The organism is Vallitalea maricola, assembly GCF_036985595.1.
Taxonomy (GTDB): Bacteria; Bacillota; Clostridia; order Lachnospirales; family Vallitaleaceae; genus Vallitalea; species Vallitalea maricola.
The window spans coordinates 15010-35489 of record NZ_BTPU01000056.1; the positions used below are offsets into that span (position 1 = coordinate 15010).

At 32.3% G+C, this 20480-nt stretch carries 5 protein-coding genes; all 5 read right to left on the reverse strand.

Annotated elements, in window-relative coordinates; genetic code table 11:
• Positions 1-7 precede the first annotated feature (7 nt).
• Positions 8-772, reverse strand: a complete 765-nt coding sequence (locus tag AACQ14_RS16040; RefSeq protein ID WP_339364599.1) for a class I SAM-dependent methyltransferase — start codon at positions 770-772, stop codon at positions 8-10.
• Between the two features lie 74 nt (positions 773-846).
• Complete coding sequence (locus tag AACQ14_RS16045) at positions 847-2265, reverse strand: AMP-binding protein (protein WP_339364600.1); 1419 nt, start codon at positions 2263-2265, stop codon at positions 847-849.
• 5 nt (positions 2266-2270) lie between these two features.
• A complete protein-coding gene (locus AACQ14_RS16050; protein ID WP_339364601.1) occupies positions 2271-12977 on the reverse strand; it encodes an SDR family NAD(P)-dependent oxidoreductase in 10707 nt (3568 codons plus the stop codon).
• A gap of 26 nt (positions 12978-13003) precedes the next feature.
• Positions 13004-17776, reverse strand: a complete 4773-nt coding sequence (locus AACQ14_RS16055) for an SDR family NAD(P)-dependent oxidoreductase (RefSeq protein ID WP_339364602.1) — start codon at positions 17774-17776, stop codon at positions 13004-13006.
• A 53-nt stretch (positions 17777-17829) separates the two neighbouring features.
• Positions 17830-20480, reverse strand: a 2651-nt coding sequence (locus AACQ14_RS16060; protein ID WP_339364604.1) for a type I polyketide synthase, incomplete at its 5' end; no start/stop codon positions are given.

Sequence of the window (20480 nt, forward strand, 5' to 3'; positions counted from 1 at the left end):
TTCTTTATTATTTACTCCCAATTATAGTACAAACTTTTCTTTTCCATAGAATGTGTCCATCTTTTTCCATTAGACATGATGCTATTTCTTCATCAGCAAGTCCTTTCATAAGTAGCTTATCAATATTCTTTCTGCTGATATCATTTTGAATTGTATGTTCTACATAATCATAAAAATCCATATTGGACTCGGATTCAAACAATCCCAAAACTTTTATATTGTTTTCTTTGTATAGATTGAAAAATTCACGTTTTGTATAAGTTCTATAATGACTTTTATCAATAAGCTGTTCCATTTCTTCAAAATAATCATCTAATTTTTTATTATCATAACTAATTATATCCTGAATACATATTCGTCCATCAGGCTTACAGCAGCTAACCATCTGTGAAAATACGTTTTTATATCTTTTCATATGATGGAATGCAGACCTTGAAATAACAAGGGAAAATAGCTGATTATCTACATCAATGTCTTCTACATTCTGGCAATAGAAATGTACATTATCAAGCTCCCTTTTCTTTGCATTTTCTTTAGCGATGTTTACCATTCCACTAGATATGTCAATTCCTTTTACGTTATCTGCATATCTAGCTGCCAGAAGTGAAAATGCACCTGTACCACAAGCAATATCTAGAACTATATCACTTTTAGATAATTCACAGAAATCTGCAAGAGCTTTAATGCTTTTTTCATCTTGTGTTACAGACCAATCATCAAAATTTCTTGCTCCTTTATTGAACTGCTCTATAATTTTACTATTTTCATTCATTTTATAACCATCCCTCCAATTATCTCAAGGTAAACTATCCTTAAAAACTCGTATCTTAACTATTAATAACTATTTTATTGCTCATCTTTTTTATATCCTGAAAAGATTTCTTTGTAACATATTTTACCGCTTGGATTTTTTTTGATTTCTTCTACCTTGAATATGTCTACACATTCATAATCAATCTTAAATTTTTTAATAATCTTTTTTTTGATTTGCTGAGATATTCTCATATCCGTTACTGCAATTAACAGTAGATCATCTCCACCACCGCATACACAGTCAAATCCCTCTTGCTTCAGGTGCTGCTCTATTTCATCTAGGTTCATCCTTTTACCTAATATTTTAATAAAACGACTAGACCTTCCTACTATATAGAAATAACCATCTTCATCAAAATAAGCCAAGTCTCGTGTATTCAGACATCCTTTATATTCATCACCTTTAGCTAAATCCATTCTATTGTATGCATAACCCAGCATAACATTAGCACCTTCATAATATAGAGTTCCTTCTTCTCTTGGTTTAGTTATTACCTTTCCTTCATCATCTTTTAGATATAATTTGCCATCAGGAATTGCAATACCTATACTCTTATTTTTACTTAAGTTATATTCTGGGGGCAAATAGCTAATCCTAGCTGTAGCTTCTGTCTGCCCATACATGACAATAAATTTTATGTTATGTTCTCTTGAATACTTAGCATATTCAGCAACCATTTCTCCCCTGAGTTTTCCACCTGCTTGTGTAAAATAACAAAGAGAAGGTAGATGCATATCAAAAAAGCCTAATGTTTTCAACATTTCATATGTATATGGCACTCCTGTCAAAGATGTAGCATCATATTTACGAAATAAATCCCAGAAATCCTTCTTGATAATAGAATGATTTGTTAGTAGAATAGTTGCTCCTACATACAAATGGCTATTAATGACCGATAATCCATAAGCATAATTCATTGGAAGATTGGTAATAGGCCTTTCCTCACTATCCAACTTCAAATACTCAGATATGGATTTGGCATTAGCATTAATACTTTTGCGTGTCAATCGCACTCCTTTTGGTGACCCTGTTGAACCAGAAGTCAGCATTAACAAACTTAAATCAGAATAAATGGAATAATCTGTGTTATTATAATCTGTCTTCAATAATTCATATTTATCATTAGTAAAAACAGGTTGTTGTTCACCTGAAACAGGCTGCCATATATATTCTGGCTCATAGGATTCAATAATATTATCCAACAAATCTCTATCAACAGTATTATCCACCAGCATTACTACTTGTCCTGCAGCTATACCACCTAGATATCCTACTATTGATTCTACTGTATTCTTACATTTTACAAGTATCAGTGATTTCTTATTAGAAGGAATCACTTTTCCAAAGTCAAGAACCATATTGTTCAATTCATTATAAGTATAGTTATTACCTTCATCATCAATAACAGCTGTATTCTCTTTAAAACTTTCTAAATCCCGAAATATATCCATATTAATCACCTACGCTTTTTATAATTGTTTAAATCCCATGCTATCAACTTTAATAATTTTTCTTGGCTTTGTTCTTCATGCAAGAATAAATGATTACCTGATAAGGTATGAAACCTAAATTTATTTTTTGTTAATTTACACCATAATCTCATTTCTTTTTCTTTGACTACATCATCATCAATACCATGAAATGCAGTAATAGGTATATCAAAAATATCTTCGTCCATGTTTTTATAGTCTTTTACCATCTTAAGTTCCGAAAGTACTGTTGGTAGCAATGCTTTTAAAACCTCATCATTGATATTTGAATTAAAATCAATAACTTTTAATACTTTCACCAATTGTTCGTCACTGACTGATGAAATAATATCTGGGTTCGGAATATCATCAAAACCCATAGCCTCAAACTTTTCTTTCCTATATGTAATAAGTGGATTAGGTTGAATAACTGGTGAGGTATATGCCCCAACAAATAAATGTTTCGGTTTATTATCAAGTTCTTTCCATAATTGATAAGCTAATCTATATGCTATTAATGCTCCTATACTATGTCCATAAAATCCATAAGGTACATCAAGCTCTTGTAAAAGTATATTTTTTAATGTATCAACGGCCATATTAATATCAATAAATGGTTTTTCCTTAATCCTATTTTCCTTACCTGGAAGCTGTATAGGGCATATCTCTACATCATCCGGTAATTTCTTATGCCAATTTTTAAATAGTGAAGCTCCTCCACCACTACCATATGGCAGACAGAAAAGTCTGAATGCAGGATTCTTCTTGACTATCCTGTAAGAAATCCATTTATTCAATTCACTATTATCATGTAATTCAATTTCTGATTGTCCATCATCCCTAGCCTCTATATTAGATTTTTTATCTATAATGTCTTCCAATATTTTTGTCATTTCTCTTATAGTAGGTCCTTGCAGTATCTCTTCTGTAGGAACTTCTACACCCAATATTTTTTTAATCCCATGTCTAATATCAATGGCTATTATTGAATCCATGCCCATATCCATTAGTGCTTCATCAATATTTATATTTTCTGAGTCCATACCTAATTGTTCTGATACAATAGAGACCACTTTATCTTGTAATTCTTCTTCAATCTCATAATTAACACTGCCTTTAGCAGATATAGTATTAATACCTTTTTTTGTTCTGTTTAGCCTGTTAATTGTATTCTTAAGAATTTCTTTTTCTATCTTCTTGACTTTTACTTTCTTTGCTTGAGCAATAAGTAAACCATCATCAGTAAAAATCTTGTAATCTCCCTCTAGATAATCTTCACTACTATTTGTTTGATGCAATTTCATATAACACCATATGTCATAATCTTTATCCAACTTATCATCACAATTTAGAGTTAATTCTTGTATCTCTGTCATCATGAATAAAGTATTTTCCTGTAGATTATCTGTGCCTGTAAGAACAAAAAGCTGAGCACAAGAGTCAAATATACCTGGATGAACTCCAATACAATAATTCTTACCCAATTCAGTCTTATCCCATGGTCTGAATAGTGTTACTAAATCTTCTCCCTTTTTCCATACCTGGTCTATCCATTTCACAGTATTCCCCATACCAAAACCTTGTTCTTCTATCAATTCATAGAATTCCATTGATGAATACTGCATATTATCCTGTTCAGTAATTGCAAGCAGACTATTAGCTTGTAACATATTATCAAGATGCTCATTAATGTTAATATGTCCTTTTGCATGAATCAGCCAATCATCCCCATCTTTATCCTTACTATAGAAATAAAATTTCCATAAATCATCTTCTTCATTGGTAAAAACCAAATCAATGACTTTATAATTATCTTCTATGAACTTCAGAGCTCTTATAAAGGACATATCAATAATTGTATAGGAACTAATACCAAAATAGGATTTAATTGAATCACTTAACATTTCAAGATAATATCCTACATGTAATACATTAGAGTTATCTTGAATTTCTTTTAAGTTATCAGTACCTATTATATATTCGTATTGAATCTCTTTTAAAGGTGAGGATATACGTCTCCCCTTTAAAGGTTCAATATCACATATTTTCCTATAAGCATTTGAAATTGATATTCCATTTCCAATGTTCTTTGCTTTATCTGATTTATTAGCTTCTACTAACCAATAACGTTGTCTTGTAAAAGGATATGTAGGCAGACTTATTCTACCTGGTATATTGCCATCATATAGTTTATTCCAATCAATATTAAGTCCTCTTACCCATAAGCCTAGAAGCTTAGAATATTTTTTACGCTTAACCCATTTCCATACTGCTTCCTGTATATCTTCATCTGTTCCCAAGAAACTTATCATATCTTTATTATTCTTAACCTGTCCCTCATATAATTCTGATATACCATCTTTTCCTTCTATGTAATCACCTAGCTTATCCTTCAAATCTGGTATATGTTTTACTACTACAGCTAGACGTTCATCCATAGCTTCACGACCAGTTTGAAGTGTGTAAGCCAACTTACTCAAATCACTATCAGAGTATTGCTTTTCATCCACAGCTTTTAACAACTGCTGTACCTGATCCAGTAACTGTTTCCTGCCTTTTGCTGATAATACAACAATTACTGAATTTTGTGATTTTACCATACCTGATTTCTGACTCACTTTTGGTATATACTCTTCAATGACTACATGAGCGTTAGCCCCTCCTGCTCCAAAAGCAGATACACCAGCTATTCTAGGAAACTCCTTTTTTTCTCCATTAATTGTTATATTAGGTCTTTCCCACTTAGTGAGCTCTTGCTGTACAACAAAAGGTGTCTTATGAAAATTAATATTCGGATTAAGTTCTTTTGAATGTAAACTTGGTACTATACTTCTATTATTCATTTGTAAAACAACTTTTGTAATACCAGCTATACCTGCCGCTGCTTCAAGATGACCAATATTGGATTTTACAGAACCAATAGCACAAAATCCCTTATCCTTGGTATCTTTCCCAAAAGCCTTATTTAATCCTGTTATCTCAATAGGATCTCCTAGTTCTGTACCTGTTCCATGAGCTTCTATGTAGCTTACTGTTCGTGAATTAACACCTGCTTTATCTAGTGCCCCTCTAATAGCTTTACCTTGAGCATTTGGATTAGGTACTGTATATCCATTAGTTTTTCCACCATGATTGATACTAGTTCCTTTAATGACAGCATAAATATGATCTTCATCTTCAACAGCCATGGATAGAGGTTTCAATAAAATACACCCTACTCCTTCTCCTGGTACAAAACCATTAGCGCCCTGTCCAAAACTCTTACATTTTCCATCTATTGAAAGCATCTTTTGGGCACTGAGGGCAACATAATTAGAAGGATGCACGTATAGATTAACTCCCCCTGCGATAGCCATTTCACAATCACCGTTATAAATATGTTCACAAGCTTCATGGACAGCAGTCAATGAAGATGAACACATAGTATCAACAGGCATACTAGGGCCCTGTAAGTTCAATAGATAGGAAATCCTATTAGCTACTGAACTAAAAGAAGTATGTGGAAAAACTCTCTTACCTTCTTCCCATAAATTAGGTGCATATAAGTCAAATCCTGTTTTGGTAATACCTGCAAAAACACCTACTTTTCTATGATTTTGTATCTCAAGCTGATTTTTTGTATAACCTGCATCCTCAAGCACCTGCCAGCAAGATTCTATAAACAATCGTTCTTGTGGATCCATATTCATGGCTTCTCTAGGCGATATTTTGAAGAATAAAGGATCAAAATCTGCAAAACCATCTATGAATCCTCCCCATTTACCATAGCTTTTATTATCTGCTACAGCTTTATTAATGTCAGATTGGAAAAATCCATCTAATTTCCACCGCTCTTCTGGAATAGTAGTAATACAATCTTTTCCATCCTTTAGGTTTTCCCAATATTCATCAAGGTTCTTAGCTTGTGGATATTTTCCGCTCATGCCTATTATGGCTATAGGTTCATGGTTGTTATCAACTTCCTTATGGTTAATACCTCTAGTGATTTCCTTATTCTTCTTTTCTATGAAATCATTAGATTGATTTGTTACCATAAATCCAGTCCATTCTATGCATTTATCAATATGGTCAGTAATAAAATATTCTGATAAAGCTCCTAATGTCTGATATTCATAAAATAGAGTTTTGGATACTTCTCCAAATACATTGGCGATCTTTTGATTAAGCTGCATAATAATTATTGAATCTACTCCATAATTTTCTAGAGGTTCCTCTTCTCTGATTCTATCAACACTTAGCTTAATAGTTTTACCAAACAATAATTTCAAGTTATATAAGGTCTTTTCTCTTAACTGTCCAATATCAACATTAATATCAGAAGGTTTTACATTATTTGATTGTTGTTTTATTGAACTGTCAATGAATCTGCGTAATTTATCTGATTCACCATCTAACACCATCAACTGGCTATTGTTAGAAGCTAACCCATGATATAACATACTGATTCCTGTTTCTGTCTTCATAGGAATCATTCCTGTTTCCTGTTTTAATATATTTTCAGTTTCTTGGTCAATACTCATTCCTCCATCTTTCCATAAAGGCCAGTTAATAGATACTGTTTGACCATATCTCTGTTTTCTATCTACTAAATGGTTACGATACTTGGCATAGGCATCCATAAATGCATTAGCGGCAGCATAATCAGCTTGTCCAAGATTTCCAAATATACCAGCTATAGAAGAAAATAGTACAAAGAAATCCAGCTTAATATCTTTACTTGCACAATCAAGATTCTCTAATCCTTTAACTTTTGGAGCTAATACATCCTGAAACTCTTTTGCTGTTTTCTTGATTATAAAATTATCCTGTATTATTCCAGCAGTATGAATGATACCATTAATGTGTCCGTATTCTATCTGTATATTATCAATTAATTCTACAATATCTTCTTTAATTGTAATATCAGTTTGTTTATATAATACTGTACTACCTTTATCTATTAATTCTTGTATACTGTTACTCTTATTTTCATTAAGAGTAGAACGCCCTAGAAGAATCAATGTTGAATTACTGGTTTTATCAGCTATATTTTTAGCAATTTTCAGTCCCAAACCTCCTAGACCACCAGTAATTAAATATATACCTCCATCTTTCCATGGTATATATATATCATCTCCTGATACTTTCACCTCACTCCAACTTGAAATTAGTCTTTTATTATCTTTTATAAGGACTTGATTATCAAAATAATTTTTAACATTTTCTTCTAGTATCTCAATAATTTCGTCAGGTTCTTTACTCATTTCAAGTTGAATTATCTGTCCTACCAATTTTGGATTCTCAAGCCACGTAGTTTTCAATAATCCAGAAAGTCCAGTGAAAAGTTGTTGTTGTATGCCTTCAAATACAATAACTTGAACAAATACACTATCAGTAGGTTTTTCTTTTAAAATACCAGATATCTTGTTAAATACTTCTATAGCGTATTCTTCAAAGCGGTCTGCTACTGCATCTTGCCTTGAATCTAAAATCAATAGATTCTTGTTGTTCATATTAGTTTGTAAATAATCTTGTAACTCCATATCTGGTTCACATAATATTATTAAATGATTCTCAAAACTAATGGATGAATTATCCTCCTCTATTATATCTTGTTCTATCCATACAGGCTGTAGCATTAGGGTACTTGTATCAGTACTAACATATTCTTCATGGACAATCTTCTGTTCTCTTATATCTTCATTATTAGAAACCCAGTATTTTTCTTTAGCAAAAGGATATGTTGGTAAACTTATTTTTATAGGCTTCACATCTTTATATAATCTATCCCAATCAATATTGACTCCATTAACCCATAAATCAATAATTTTAAGATAACAATTGTTAAAGGAATCATCGCTAATAATTTCCTCTAGTTCTTTACTAGAAATAATATTGTGCTTGTTACCTTGGATTCTACTTTGTTTTAAGTTATGTATATCTTCTTTTCCATCAATAAACTGCTGTAATTTTGATTTTACATTTTGGGTATTTTCTGCTATTAAAGCAATACGTTCTTCCATTGCTTCTCGTCCAACCTGTAGTGTATAAGCAATGCTTGGCAAATCTCTATCTGTAAGTTTTTGTTTATCCATAAAACATAATAATTGTTTTATCTGCTCTTTTAATCTTTCTTGATTTCTAGCTGAAAGCACTATTACTACTGGTTGTTCAGTATTAATCACTATGTTTGATTGTTCTGATTTAGTGTATTCTTCTACTATTAAATGGACATTAGTTCCTCCTGCTCCAAAAGAAGAAATACCTGCTCTTCTAGGAATTTCTCTATTTTCTATTATAGGTCGATTCCAATTTTCTGTTTTTTGTTGTACTACAAAAGGAGAATCGTCAAAATCAATATTTTTATTCAATCCCTTTCCATGCATTACATTCTTTGCCAAAGTTTTATGTTTCATCTCTAATAGAACTTTTGCCAGTTGAGCCATTCCAGCCGCAGCCTCAGCGTGACCAATATTTGATTTCACAGAAGAAATTGAGCAAAAGCCTTTATCTTCAGTATATTTTTCAAATACATCTTTTAATCCCGCTATTTCTATAGGATCACCTAAAGCAGTTCCTGTCCCATGGGCTTCAATACAACTAATACTACGTGGATGTATATTACTATATATTAATGCATCCTCTATAGCTTGAGATTGTGCAACTGGGCTAGGCACTGTATATCCATTAGTAGTTCCAGCATGACTGACCCCTGAACCTTTTATGATTCCATAGATATGATCACCATCTTCTATTGCATCATCAAGTGGTTTTAACAATATTGTACCCACACCCTCAGAAGGTACATACCCTGTTCCACCTTCGCAAAAAGCTCTACATCTTCCATCAGTAGAAGCAAACTGAGTTTGTGATAAAGCAATATATTTGCTAGGATGAAGCGATAAGTTAACTCCACCAGCAACTGCCATAGAAGACTCTCCTCTTTTGATACTTTCACATGCTAGATGAACAGCATATAATGAAGACGAGCAAGCTGTATCTACAGTTAAACTTGGTCCAGTAAAATTCATCACATAGGATACTCTATTGGAAATAGTAAATATCTGCCCACTTGCAGTATACATTTCTCTATTGGCCTTAAAGGCTTCTTCTGCCTTTAACAGTTGATAATTATTGAAAGTAGCACCTGCAAATACTCCTATTCTATTACTATATCTCTCTTTTCTTAATGATTCTCTTGTGTATCCAGCATCCTCTACACAAGCCCATGCTGATTCAAGAAAAAGTCTTTCTTGAGGGTCCATATCCATAGCATTGATAGGTGATATATTAAAAAACAACGGATCAAAGCAATCAATATCTTTTAAGAAACCTCCCCATTTGCTGTAACTTAGACCAGTTTCCACAGCTTTAACTCTATTAGGTTCATAAAAACCCTCTAAAGACCAGCGTGAAGTAGGTATCTCCTCAATACAATCTTTACCTTCATATAAATTCTGCCAGAATTCTTCAAGTGTATCTGCTTGCGGATAATGTCCTGAAATACCGATTATGGCAATATCACAATCTGTTTGTCTATCTAAATTCTCTATAGATTTTTTTCTTAGCGAAATATTTTTTTCAGCTACTATGGGCTGATTAATATTTGTTGTTATTGGTGTAGCAGCCTTATCATCTATCAATGATTCTACTGCATCTTTATGATTTTCTGCGATATATTCACCTAATGCTTTAACAGTATTATATTTAAAAAATAGAGTAGTATCTAATTTTCCTGTCCATTTTTCTACTTTTTGATTCATTATAGATATTATTATGGAATCTAACCCTAATTCCTCAAAATGTGTTTCAACATCTAATCTATCCTCAGGAATTTTAGTAACTTCTATCATCAAAGTTCTAAGATGTTCTACTGAAGCTGTTACCAAATCATCATGAGTAATAGTTTCAAGATTTTTAATAAGCTTATCAGCTTCTATTTTATCAGTGACATTTTTTGTGTTATTAGCACTACTATTAACTATTTCATTATTGATTGTTACATCATTAACAGTTTTATTATTTTCAGGCAGCCAATAACTCTCTTTTGCAAAAGGGTATCCAGGTATTGTAATCCTTCTAGGTTTATTATTAGGATACAGCTTATCCCACTGAACATTTAACCCATTGACCCATAATTCTAATAGCTTATCTAATTCACCTTTATCTATAAGATTTTGTATCAAATCATCAGGTTCTTCTCCATCCAATAAAGAAGATATATCTTTTGTAATCTTGGCTGATAATATTCTATCTGATAAATAGTCATTAATATATTCATCTAGTCTGTTGAGTAACATTTCTTTGGAATCAGCTATAAATGCCAAACGATAGTCCATAGCTGCCCTACCTACCTGTAATGTATATGCCAGATTCAATAAATTTGATTCGTCCTTTGATTCCATCCACTCTTTTACATCTTTGGCATATATTTTTAGTTGTTCTTTACTTTTTGCTGACAATACAAATAATACTTCTCTATCTTCATCCATTTTTTGAACTTTTCTTTCATCTTGTTTAGATACGTATTCCTCAATTACAAGATGTGCATTAGTTCCGCTGAATCCAAAGGCACTCACACAAGCACGTCTAGGTATTCCTGCTTCTGCCTTCCATGGTTTCAATTTAGTATTTATATAAAAAGGACTATCATCTAATGAAATATGTCTATTAAGTACTTCAAAATTAATGGTTGGTGGTAAAGTTTTATGTTTTAATGCAAGTAAGACTTTACAAACACTTGCTATTCCTGCCGCTGTTAATAGATGACCCACATTACTTTTTGCAGATGAAAGTGCACAATAATTTTTCTTATGGGTATATGAACTAAATGATTCTATTAGTGCCTCAACTTCTATAGGGTCACCAAGTATCGTACCTGTTCCGTGAGTTTCTACTAATGAGATAGTTTCTGGATTAATATTAAAACGCTGGTATACCTCTTTTTCCAATCCTACTTGTGAAATAGTACTTGGTGCAGTAATACCATTAGTTTTTCCATCTTGATTCATTCCCCATCCCTTGATTACACCTTGAATGGGGTCTTTATCCCTTATGGCATCTTCAAGTCTCTTTAATAAAATGACTCCTACTCCTTCTCCAGGTACAAATCCATTTGCACGGTCATCAAAAGTAAAGCATCTGCCATCTTTTGATAACATCATAGCTTTGCTGGTTCCAATATGGAGGTTAGGTCCAATTGAAACATAGACTCCTCCAGCTAATGCTATATCACTATTATGTAGAATGAGACTATTACATGCCTCAGCTATTGCTACCAAGGAAGATGAACACGCTGTATCAATAGCTAAACAAGGACCTTTTAAGTTCAATAAATATGAAATCCTGGCACTTAAAATAGATGATGATGAGCCTATGAAACTTTGTGCATTAATTTCATGTTTGTTAAAGCTATCCCCATAACTACTAGGTACACATCCAACAAAAACACCGCATTTAGTTCCAGACAATGTATATGGATTAATTCCTGCGTCTTCAATACAATGCCAGCAATTTTCTAACATCAATCTCTGTTGTGGATCCATTAATTCTGCTTCTACTGGTAATATATTGAAGAATAGAGGGTCGAATTTATCTATATCCTCTAATACTCCCATACATTTACAATAAGTTTTACCTTTTGCTTTAGGATTAGAATCATAATATTCATTGATGGACCATCTATCAGTAGGGATTTCAGAAATACAATCCTTACCATTAGCTATATTATTCCAAAATTCATTAACATCCTTTGACTTTGGAAACTGTCCTGACATCCCAATTATTGCAATAGAATTATCAGCCATATTTTCATACGATCCTGGTTCTGTATTAACTGTAGAAGGTATAGTCTCTTGTTTCTTAGTAGATTGCTCTGCAAATAGTGCTTCTATTCTTTCCTTCACCTCAGGTTGATTGACAAAAGTCCTTTCATGCATCTTCAATTCTTTTGCATAACTATTAGCAAGCTTTTCTCGCATTGAACCTACCATACGTTCTTTTAAGGCTACTAAAGATTCTCTTGGAGCTGCTGCCATTTCTTTTGCCAATTCTATTGCATAAGGTATGACCTCTTTTTTTGGTAATACGGGAAAAGGAATACCTTTTGCTTCTAACTGGGAACCCCGAAACCTTTTTCCAGTAAATAAGATTTCTTGAGCTAATCCAATCCCCAATTTTTCTGGGAAAATGAATGTTGCTCCTGCACCAGGTGTAAAACCATATTTCATGTAATTGCTTTCATAGTAACATTCTCGGCTCATTATAATAAAATCACATAACATTCCTATAGACCAGCCTGCACCTATTCCATGTCCTTGCATAGCAGCAATAACTGGAATTTTACATTCTAATGGAAGACTGTAAATATCAATATCAGTAAACTTGGTCTTACCTTCATATATGGCTAATAAACCTTCTTTTGTTCCACCTGATAAGAAATAGTTATCATACCCATTAAGAATGACTACTTTATATTTATCACTTGCGTTAATAGACTTGAATGCTTGTGATAATCCATCAACCAATTCTTTTGTAAAAGTATTTTTATTGATTTTATCTTTTATTGTTACCTGAACAATTCCCGATTCTATTTCAGCTAAGTCAACGACCCTATTTTCTTCTGATTCATTTTGTATCTTTTTTAATTCTTTTTCAGCATCAGCTATACTTATACTACCTTTTTTCAGTGCATCAAATATCTCTTTTGAATTCATTGGCACCCCTTCTTTATTATTAATATTTAACTTAATTGATGAAATAACTGTTCAGCTTGGTTAATATCCAACTCACCTTTTTTGACCTCACTTATAATTTGTTTCAATGAAGGTGCTTCAATATTATTTATTGTCTCTTGTACATTTAATCTATTTTCTTTATTGTTTATTATCTTTACCATAAACTTAGCAAACTCATTAATAGTTGGGTAATCATATAGCTTAGTAGCTTTAATAGATGTACCATATTGTTTGTTAATAATCTTAACCCATTCTACACCTATTATTGAATCTAATCCCATATCAATAAATTGTGATTCATTATCTATATCATTTATTTTCATTGCTAAAACTTTAGCTAGACTATCCCCTAATTCTTCTGTTAATACTTCAATTGAGTAGTCGTATGAATTAGTTTTCTCCTTGATTTTTATTGAATTAGAAAATGATATGTTTTTGCATTGTTTACTATTTTGTTCATTTTCTATATTATTATCTTCTATATGTATATTGGTAGCTATATAATCAACAAACTCCCGTAAAGTAGGATAATCGTATACTCTGGTTGCTTTTATTGTAGTACCGTATTTCTTATTAATTACCTTAACCCATTCAACACTTATGATTGAATCCAATCCTATATCAATAAACTGGGTATCCATATCAATATCCTCTTGGTTCATTTCAAGTATTTCTGCTAGGCTTTTAATTAATTCTACTTCTAAGCTTTTTCTAAAATCATTAGTTTTTGTATCAGTTACAGATATATTATTTGTACTAATATTTGTCAAATGTAAATTATTATCATTTTGTGATAAAGTTATCAGTTTTGTGTCTTGATGTACTTCATTATCATTATTAGTTATAGTTTTTATGGAACTTAGTTGTATTTTCTCTTTCTTTTTAATTTGTTTTATATCATCTGCTCTAGCTTCATTTACAGGTTTTAATATGCATTTTGTATTTGATGCATTAATAGTATTTATATTCACATTATGATTTTCAGCCTGTTTTATACCATCATTCTTATCCATATCAGCAATCCAATATCGTTCTCTAGCAAAAGGATATGTTGGCAGACTTATTATTTGAGACTTTTTATCATATAATTTATTAAAATCAACATACACTCCATTAACCCAAAAACTTAGTATATTTCCATATTTATCCTTGGCTATCCATGAATCTATGGCATCTATTAAATCTTGGTCTGTTGAAAACATGCTTATAGTATTTTTATTACCTTTTACTTCACCTTGATATACATCTATACTATCTTTACCTTCTAAATAATCTTTTAGTTTTTCTACAAGCTCTTTGCATGTTTTTACAATTATTCCCATGCGTTCTTTCATGGGTTCACGTCCTAATTGTAATGTATACGCAATATTATCTAAGTCTGCATTTGTATAATTACTCTTTTTAATTGCAGATATCAACTGTTTTGCTTGTTTCCTTAGTTGTTCTTTTTTTCTTGCTGATAAGACAATCATAACTGGCTTGTTAGGTGTAGTAATATTGAAGACTTGTTTTTCATATTCATGTATATATTCCTCAATAATCATATGTGCATTAGCACCACCTGCCCCGAAGGATGATATACCTGCAATTCTAGGATATTCTTTTGTTACTCCATCTATTTCAACTAGAGGACGTTTCCACTCCTCCAGCTCTTGTTGTACTACAAATGGAGTTTTCTCAAAGCTGATATTAGGATTTAATTTTTTAGCATGTATACTAGGAACGATTTTCTTATTCTTCATCTGTAATATGATTTTAGTAATCCCAGCAATTCCTGCCGCAGCTTCCAAATGTCCAATATTTGATTTTACTGAACCCAAAGCGCAAAATCCTGTATCTGTTGTCTCTTCTTCAAATCCATGTAATAGTCCAGTAACCTCAATAGGATCTCCCATCTTAGTACCCGTTCCATGAGCTTCAATATAGCTAATTGCTCGTGCATTAACTCCTGATTTTTCCAGTGCAGATCTTATAACTTCTCCTTGTGCAATTGGATTAGGTACTGTATAACCATTTGTTTTACCGTCATGATTGATACTGCTTCCACGGATAACAGCGTGTATATTATCCCCGTCATTAACTGCTCTTGATAGAGGTTTTAATAGAATTGCACCTACTCCTTCACCTGGAACAAATCCATTATTACCTTCTCCAAAGCTTTTACACTGCCCATCTGAAGACAACATATTGTTTGAACTAAGTTGTATGTAATTAGAGGGATGAAGATATAGATTAACCCCTCCTGCAATTGCCATTTCACATTCTCCAAGACGTAAGTGCTGACACGCTTCATGTATTGCAGTTAATGAAGATGAACACATAGTATCTATAGGCATACTAGGTCCTTTTAAATTAAGTATATATGAAATTCTGTTAGCCATTGAACCAAATGAAGTATGTGGATATATATTTTTCCCACGACTCCATAAATCTGGACCATATAAGTCATAACCTGTTTTTGTTATACCTACAAAAACTCCAACTTGATTATTATGCTCCTTAGCAATACGTTCTCTCGTATATCCTGCATCTTCTATAACTTCCCAGCATGTTTCTATAAATAACCTCTCTTGTGGGTCTATATATAATGCCTCTCTTGGTGATATATTGAAAAACAATGGATCAAAATCTGCAAATCCCTCAATAAAACCTCCCCATTTACTATAACTTTTACCTTTAGATACTGCTTCTGAAATATCTTCTTGATAAAAGTTTTCAATAGACCAGCGTTCTTCTGGAATTTCAGTTATACAATCTCTGCCTGTTTCTAGATTTTTCCAAAAATCTTCTAATTTATCAGCTCTGGGATAACGACCTGATACACCTATTATTGCTATAGGCTCTTGTTCTTTATTAAGGTTATCTTCATTACTATTATTGATATCATTAATTCTATTATGAAATTTTTCTATTTTTGGCTTTTGTATTGAAGGTGTAATCGTTTTTTTATCCTTAGTAACATTTTCATGGGTATTATTTACAGTTAATGGTTTAGATTGCATTATGCCTGTCCACGTTATACACTTACTCTCATATTCCTTTATAAGATATTGGGTCAAATCATATATAGTCTGATATTCATAAAATAACGTTTTGGAAAGATTATCGCCAAACACATCTGATAGTTTTTGATTCAGCTTTGTTATCATAATTGAATCTATACCATAACTCTCTAATGGTTCTTCACTATCAATTGCCGACGCTTTTAGCTTGATTATTTCTCCTAATAAAACTTTTAATTTATATTGTAGCTTTTCTATGAGTAATTCTGACCTATCATTGTCTATAGTTGAATCTCTTGATAGAGACTCATCATGCAAATCTTCAATAAGATATTTCCTGAATTTACTGTCATTTCCATAAAATACTAACACTTGGCTACTACATGAATTCAATCCCTCGTACAGAGCATTAATACCTACAGAACTTTCCATTGCAACCATTCCTGTATTTTCTGTTATCTGTTTTTGAGTGTCTACATCAATGTGCATTCCACCGTCTTTCCACAAAGGCCAGTTAATGGATAAAGTTTGTCCATGTCGCTTATTATCCTTAACAAGTTTGTTTCTATAGTATGAATAAGCATCCATGAAAGCATTAGCTGTGGAATAATCAACTTGTCCAATATTTCCCATGACTCCAACACCAGATGAAAAGCAAATAAAGAAGTCTAATGGTAATTTTTTGGTTGCTTCATCAATATTAACTAATCCTGTTACCTTTGGAGCAAGAACCTTTTTTATTTCATCACTATTTTTTCTCATTATATAATCATCACGGATTATACCAGCACTATGGATGATACCGTTAATTGTATTGTATTTCTCTAAGGTACTACATATTAATTTATCTATACTTTCTTTTTCCATAACATTTACTTGACTGTATTCTGCTATAGCACCTAATTCTTCTAATTCATTCAATTTATTTTGTTTGCTTTCATTAATTGATGAACTGCCAATAAGAATAATTACAGGTGCTTTTGCATTGCGTGCAATTTCTTTAGCAAATAAAAATCCTAATGCTCCAGCACCTCCAGTAATTATGTAAACCCCTCTATCTTTCCAAGGTAACTGCTTTTTGCTAGAATCTGTAACCTTATCCCAGTTCAATATAAACCTCTTATTATTTTTATATAATATTCTAGTTCCTGTATTAAAGCAGCTTTCCTTTTGCATCTTATCAGCTATATCTATGGTATCCTCTCCCAGTTGTATAAGCTGACCTGTTATCTTTGGATTTTCCAACATGGCAGTCTTTATAAGGGCATGAAAAGCAGAAAATATTTCTTGTTGGGCTTTATCCTGTACAATAATCTGAATCAATATTTTACCTGTACTATCCTTACAAATATATTCCTGTATTTTTTCAAATATTTGCAATGTATAGTTTTCAAATCTTTCATCAATATCATCTTTTTCAGATTGGAGAATAAGATATTCCACGTTTTTCTCCTGTACTGTTATTTTTTCTATATTACTTATGTCTAGCTCACAAAAAATTACTAAACGTTGTTTGTATTCACATCCTTTATTTCCAGCTGGGAGTGTTCTTTCTTCCCATTTAGGGGAGAGAACTACAAGCTCTTCCCCTTTTACCTCTGATTTACTACATTGCTCATGTAAATCGGATATATTTTCATGCACTGAAGGATGATATATGTTTTCTTTATCTGATAATGATTGATGCTTAAATTGTTTGATTAAGTTAATTGCTTCTGACTTATCTATCCGTCCATTTTTCACTTCACTTAATACATATTGTATAAAATCTATCATAATCCCCTCCTACTAATGGAATGTAATAACAATCTATCACGCCTGTATACGTTTCAATAATCATTTATTTCTTGTACAGCCCTAGAAATACTAACCTTATTACTAATAACTTCATCAATTAAATGCTCATAGAAATTATCTTCATTACTGCTGCATGTATCGATTTGACAGATATTATTGTTATGGACTTTACTTATTTTTGCTTCATTGCTGCTAATCCAGTAGCGTTCTCCATCAAAGGGATACGTTGGTAAACTTACACGCTTAGGTTTGATATTCTCATAGAGCATACTCCAATCAAAATCAAGTCCTTTTATCCATAATTTAATTATTTCTATATAACTTTTATCTTTTATCCATCCCTTTATTGTGTTTTGTAATTCTTCATTTGTCTCAAAATCTTCTAGGACATTTTTATTTCGTTTAATCCGTGCTCTGTATACCTCATCATCATTGTAGCCTTTTATATAATTTTCTAATTTATATTCAAGGTCTTTCATGGAATGTATAACAAATCCTAATCTTTCTTCCATTGGTTCCCGTCCAACCTGAAGAGTATAAGCTATATCCAGTAAATCCATGTTTTGTAATCTGCCTGTTCTAATCCCATTCAATAGCTGGTTTGCCAGTGCCTTTAATCTATTCTCATTCTTAGCAGAAAGTACAATCATTACTGAAGTATCATAAGTATCTTGGTTCATCTGTTGGTTATATTTTTCTGGTATGTATTCTTCAATTATTACATGTGCATTTGCTCCACCTGCTCCAAAAGATGAAACCCCAGCAATTCTTGGATATTCTTTGGTGACACCATTAATATTAATAACAGGTCTCTCCCATTTTGCTAATTCATGTTGTATTACAAATGGTGTATTAGCAAAATCAATCTCATGGTTTGTCACATTTGAATGTAATGAAGGTACTAACCTTGAATATTTCATTTGTAATAATACCTTTGTAACCCCTGCTATACCTGCTGCACCTTCACAATGTCCTATATTGGACTTAATTGATCCTATGGAACAAAAATTTTTATCCCTAGTTTCTTTTTCAAAAGCTTTTGTTAAACCATGAATCTCTATAGGATCACCAAGAGCTGTACCAGTTCCATGAGCTTCAATGTAAGTAACGGTTCTTGAATTTACACCAGTACGTTTCAAACAATCCCCAATTACTTCTGCTTGGGCATTAGGATTGGGAACAGTGTACCCATTTGTTTTTCCTCCTGAGTTTATGGTACTTCCTTTGATAATTCCATATATATTATCTCTATCATCAATAGCTTTTGATAAGGGCTTAAGAATGATTGCCCCAACCCCTTCTCCATCTATAAATCCATCAGCTCCATCTCCAAATGCCTTGCACTCATTACCTGATGAAAGCATTGTCATATCTGTGAGCCTCATAATATGATCAGGATTCACAATCAAATTCACTCCACCTACAATGGCACATTCACTAGATCCGCTATGTATGCTTTCTAGAGCTAAATGAATAGCCGTCAAGGATGAAGAACAAGCTGTATCTACCGCCATACTAGGTCCCTTAAAGTTCATCAAGTATGAAATCCTATTTGCTATGGACCAATAGATAGAACCAGAAGGATAATTTCCATTCATGACACCTACAAAAACACCAACTTTTTTATTATCACATATTGTCTTAGGAGTATATCCTGCATCTTCAATACAGTTATATACAGTTTCCAAAAACAATCGTTCCTGTGGGTCCATTTTTTCAGCTTCAGCAGGAGATATTTTGAAGAACAAAGGACTGAATTTATCTATATCTTTAATGAAGCCTCCCCATTTGGTATACATAAATCCTTCTCTACCTTTTTCTTCACAATAATAATCTTTAAAGTTCCAGCGTTCTTTTGGTATCTCGGTTATACAATTTTTCCCAAGCTTTAGATTTTCCCATAATTCGTCTATGTTGTCAGCACCTGCATATCTACCTGCAAGTCCTATTATGGCAATATCTTTTGTATTATCAGCAGGTAGGTCAGAATATTTGTCACTAGGTTTTATAGAATGTACTAAAGGTCTGGTTTTTATAGGGTTTACCTGATCTACAAAACAATCATATTTTTGTTCATTATTATTTATGTTAACTTCTTCATGGATTTCCTGCTGTTCTTTTAATCCTACTGCATCCATCAAATCTTCTTTTCTAGTTTCAATGAAATGTTCTATTATTGCATCTATAGTATTGAATTCAAAAAATAATGTACTACTTATCTTTTTAAAATCTTTACGTAAGGCATTTGTCAATTGGATTACTAGAATTGAATCTATTCCATAAGATTCTAATGTTCTTGAAGAATCTATTTTGGAACTTGGTAACTTAAGAGTATCACCCACTATTTTTTTCATATACTCTTCTGCCTTATCCCTTAACATGTTAGAAGTTATTTTGATTTCATGTTTAATTCTAGGGTTTTCTTTTACCTTAATTATATTTCTTTTGCTATTAGCACTATCTTTATCAGTTACTATTGATTTTTCCCTGACAACTCCGTTACTTACCCCTATAATAATCTGCTGTTCCAATTTATATGTTTCAGACACTGGAAAAAAGACTGAGTAGAATCCTTCTTCTTCTAATACTCGTTTCCATGTTTGATTATATAAACCTGGGCAGCCTGGAATTCTTAGATTAACATCTTCATACAGCCACCATCCATCTAACAACCCAAATGTTA

Bases quoted from the DNA above. Each gene is read 5' to 3' on its own strand.
- AACQ14_RS16040 (WP_339364599.1), bottom strand. From the start codon at position 772: ATGAATGAAAATAGTAAAATTATAGAGCAGTTCAATAAAGGAGCAAGA.
- AACQ14_RS16050 (WP_339364601.1), bottom strand. From the start codon at position 12,977: ATGAATTCAAAAGAGATATTTGATGCACTGAAAAAAGGTAGTATAAGT.
- AACQ14_RS16045 (WP_339364600.1), bottom strand. From the start codon at position 2,265: ATGGATATATTTCGGGATTTAGAAAGTTTTAAAGAGAATACAGCTGTT.
- AACQ14_RS16055 (WP_339364602.1), bottom strand. From the start codon at position 17,776: ATGATAGATTTTATACAATATGTATTAAGTGAAGTGAAAAATGGACGG.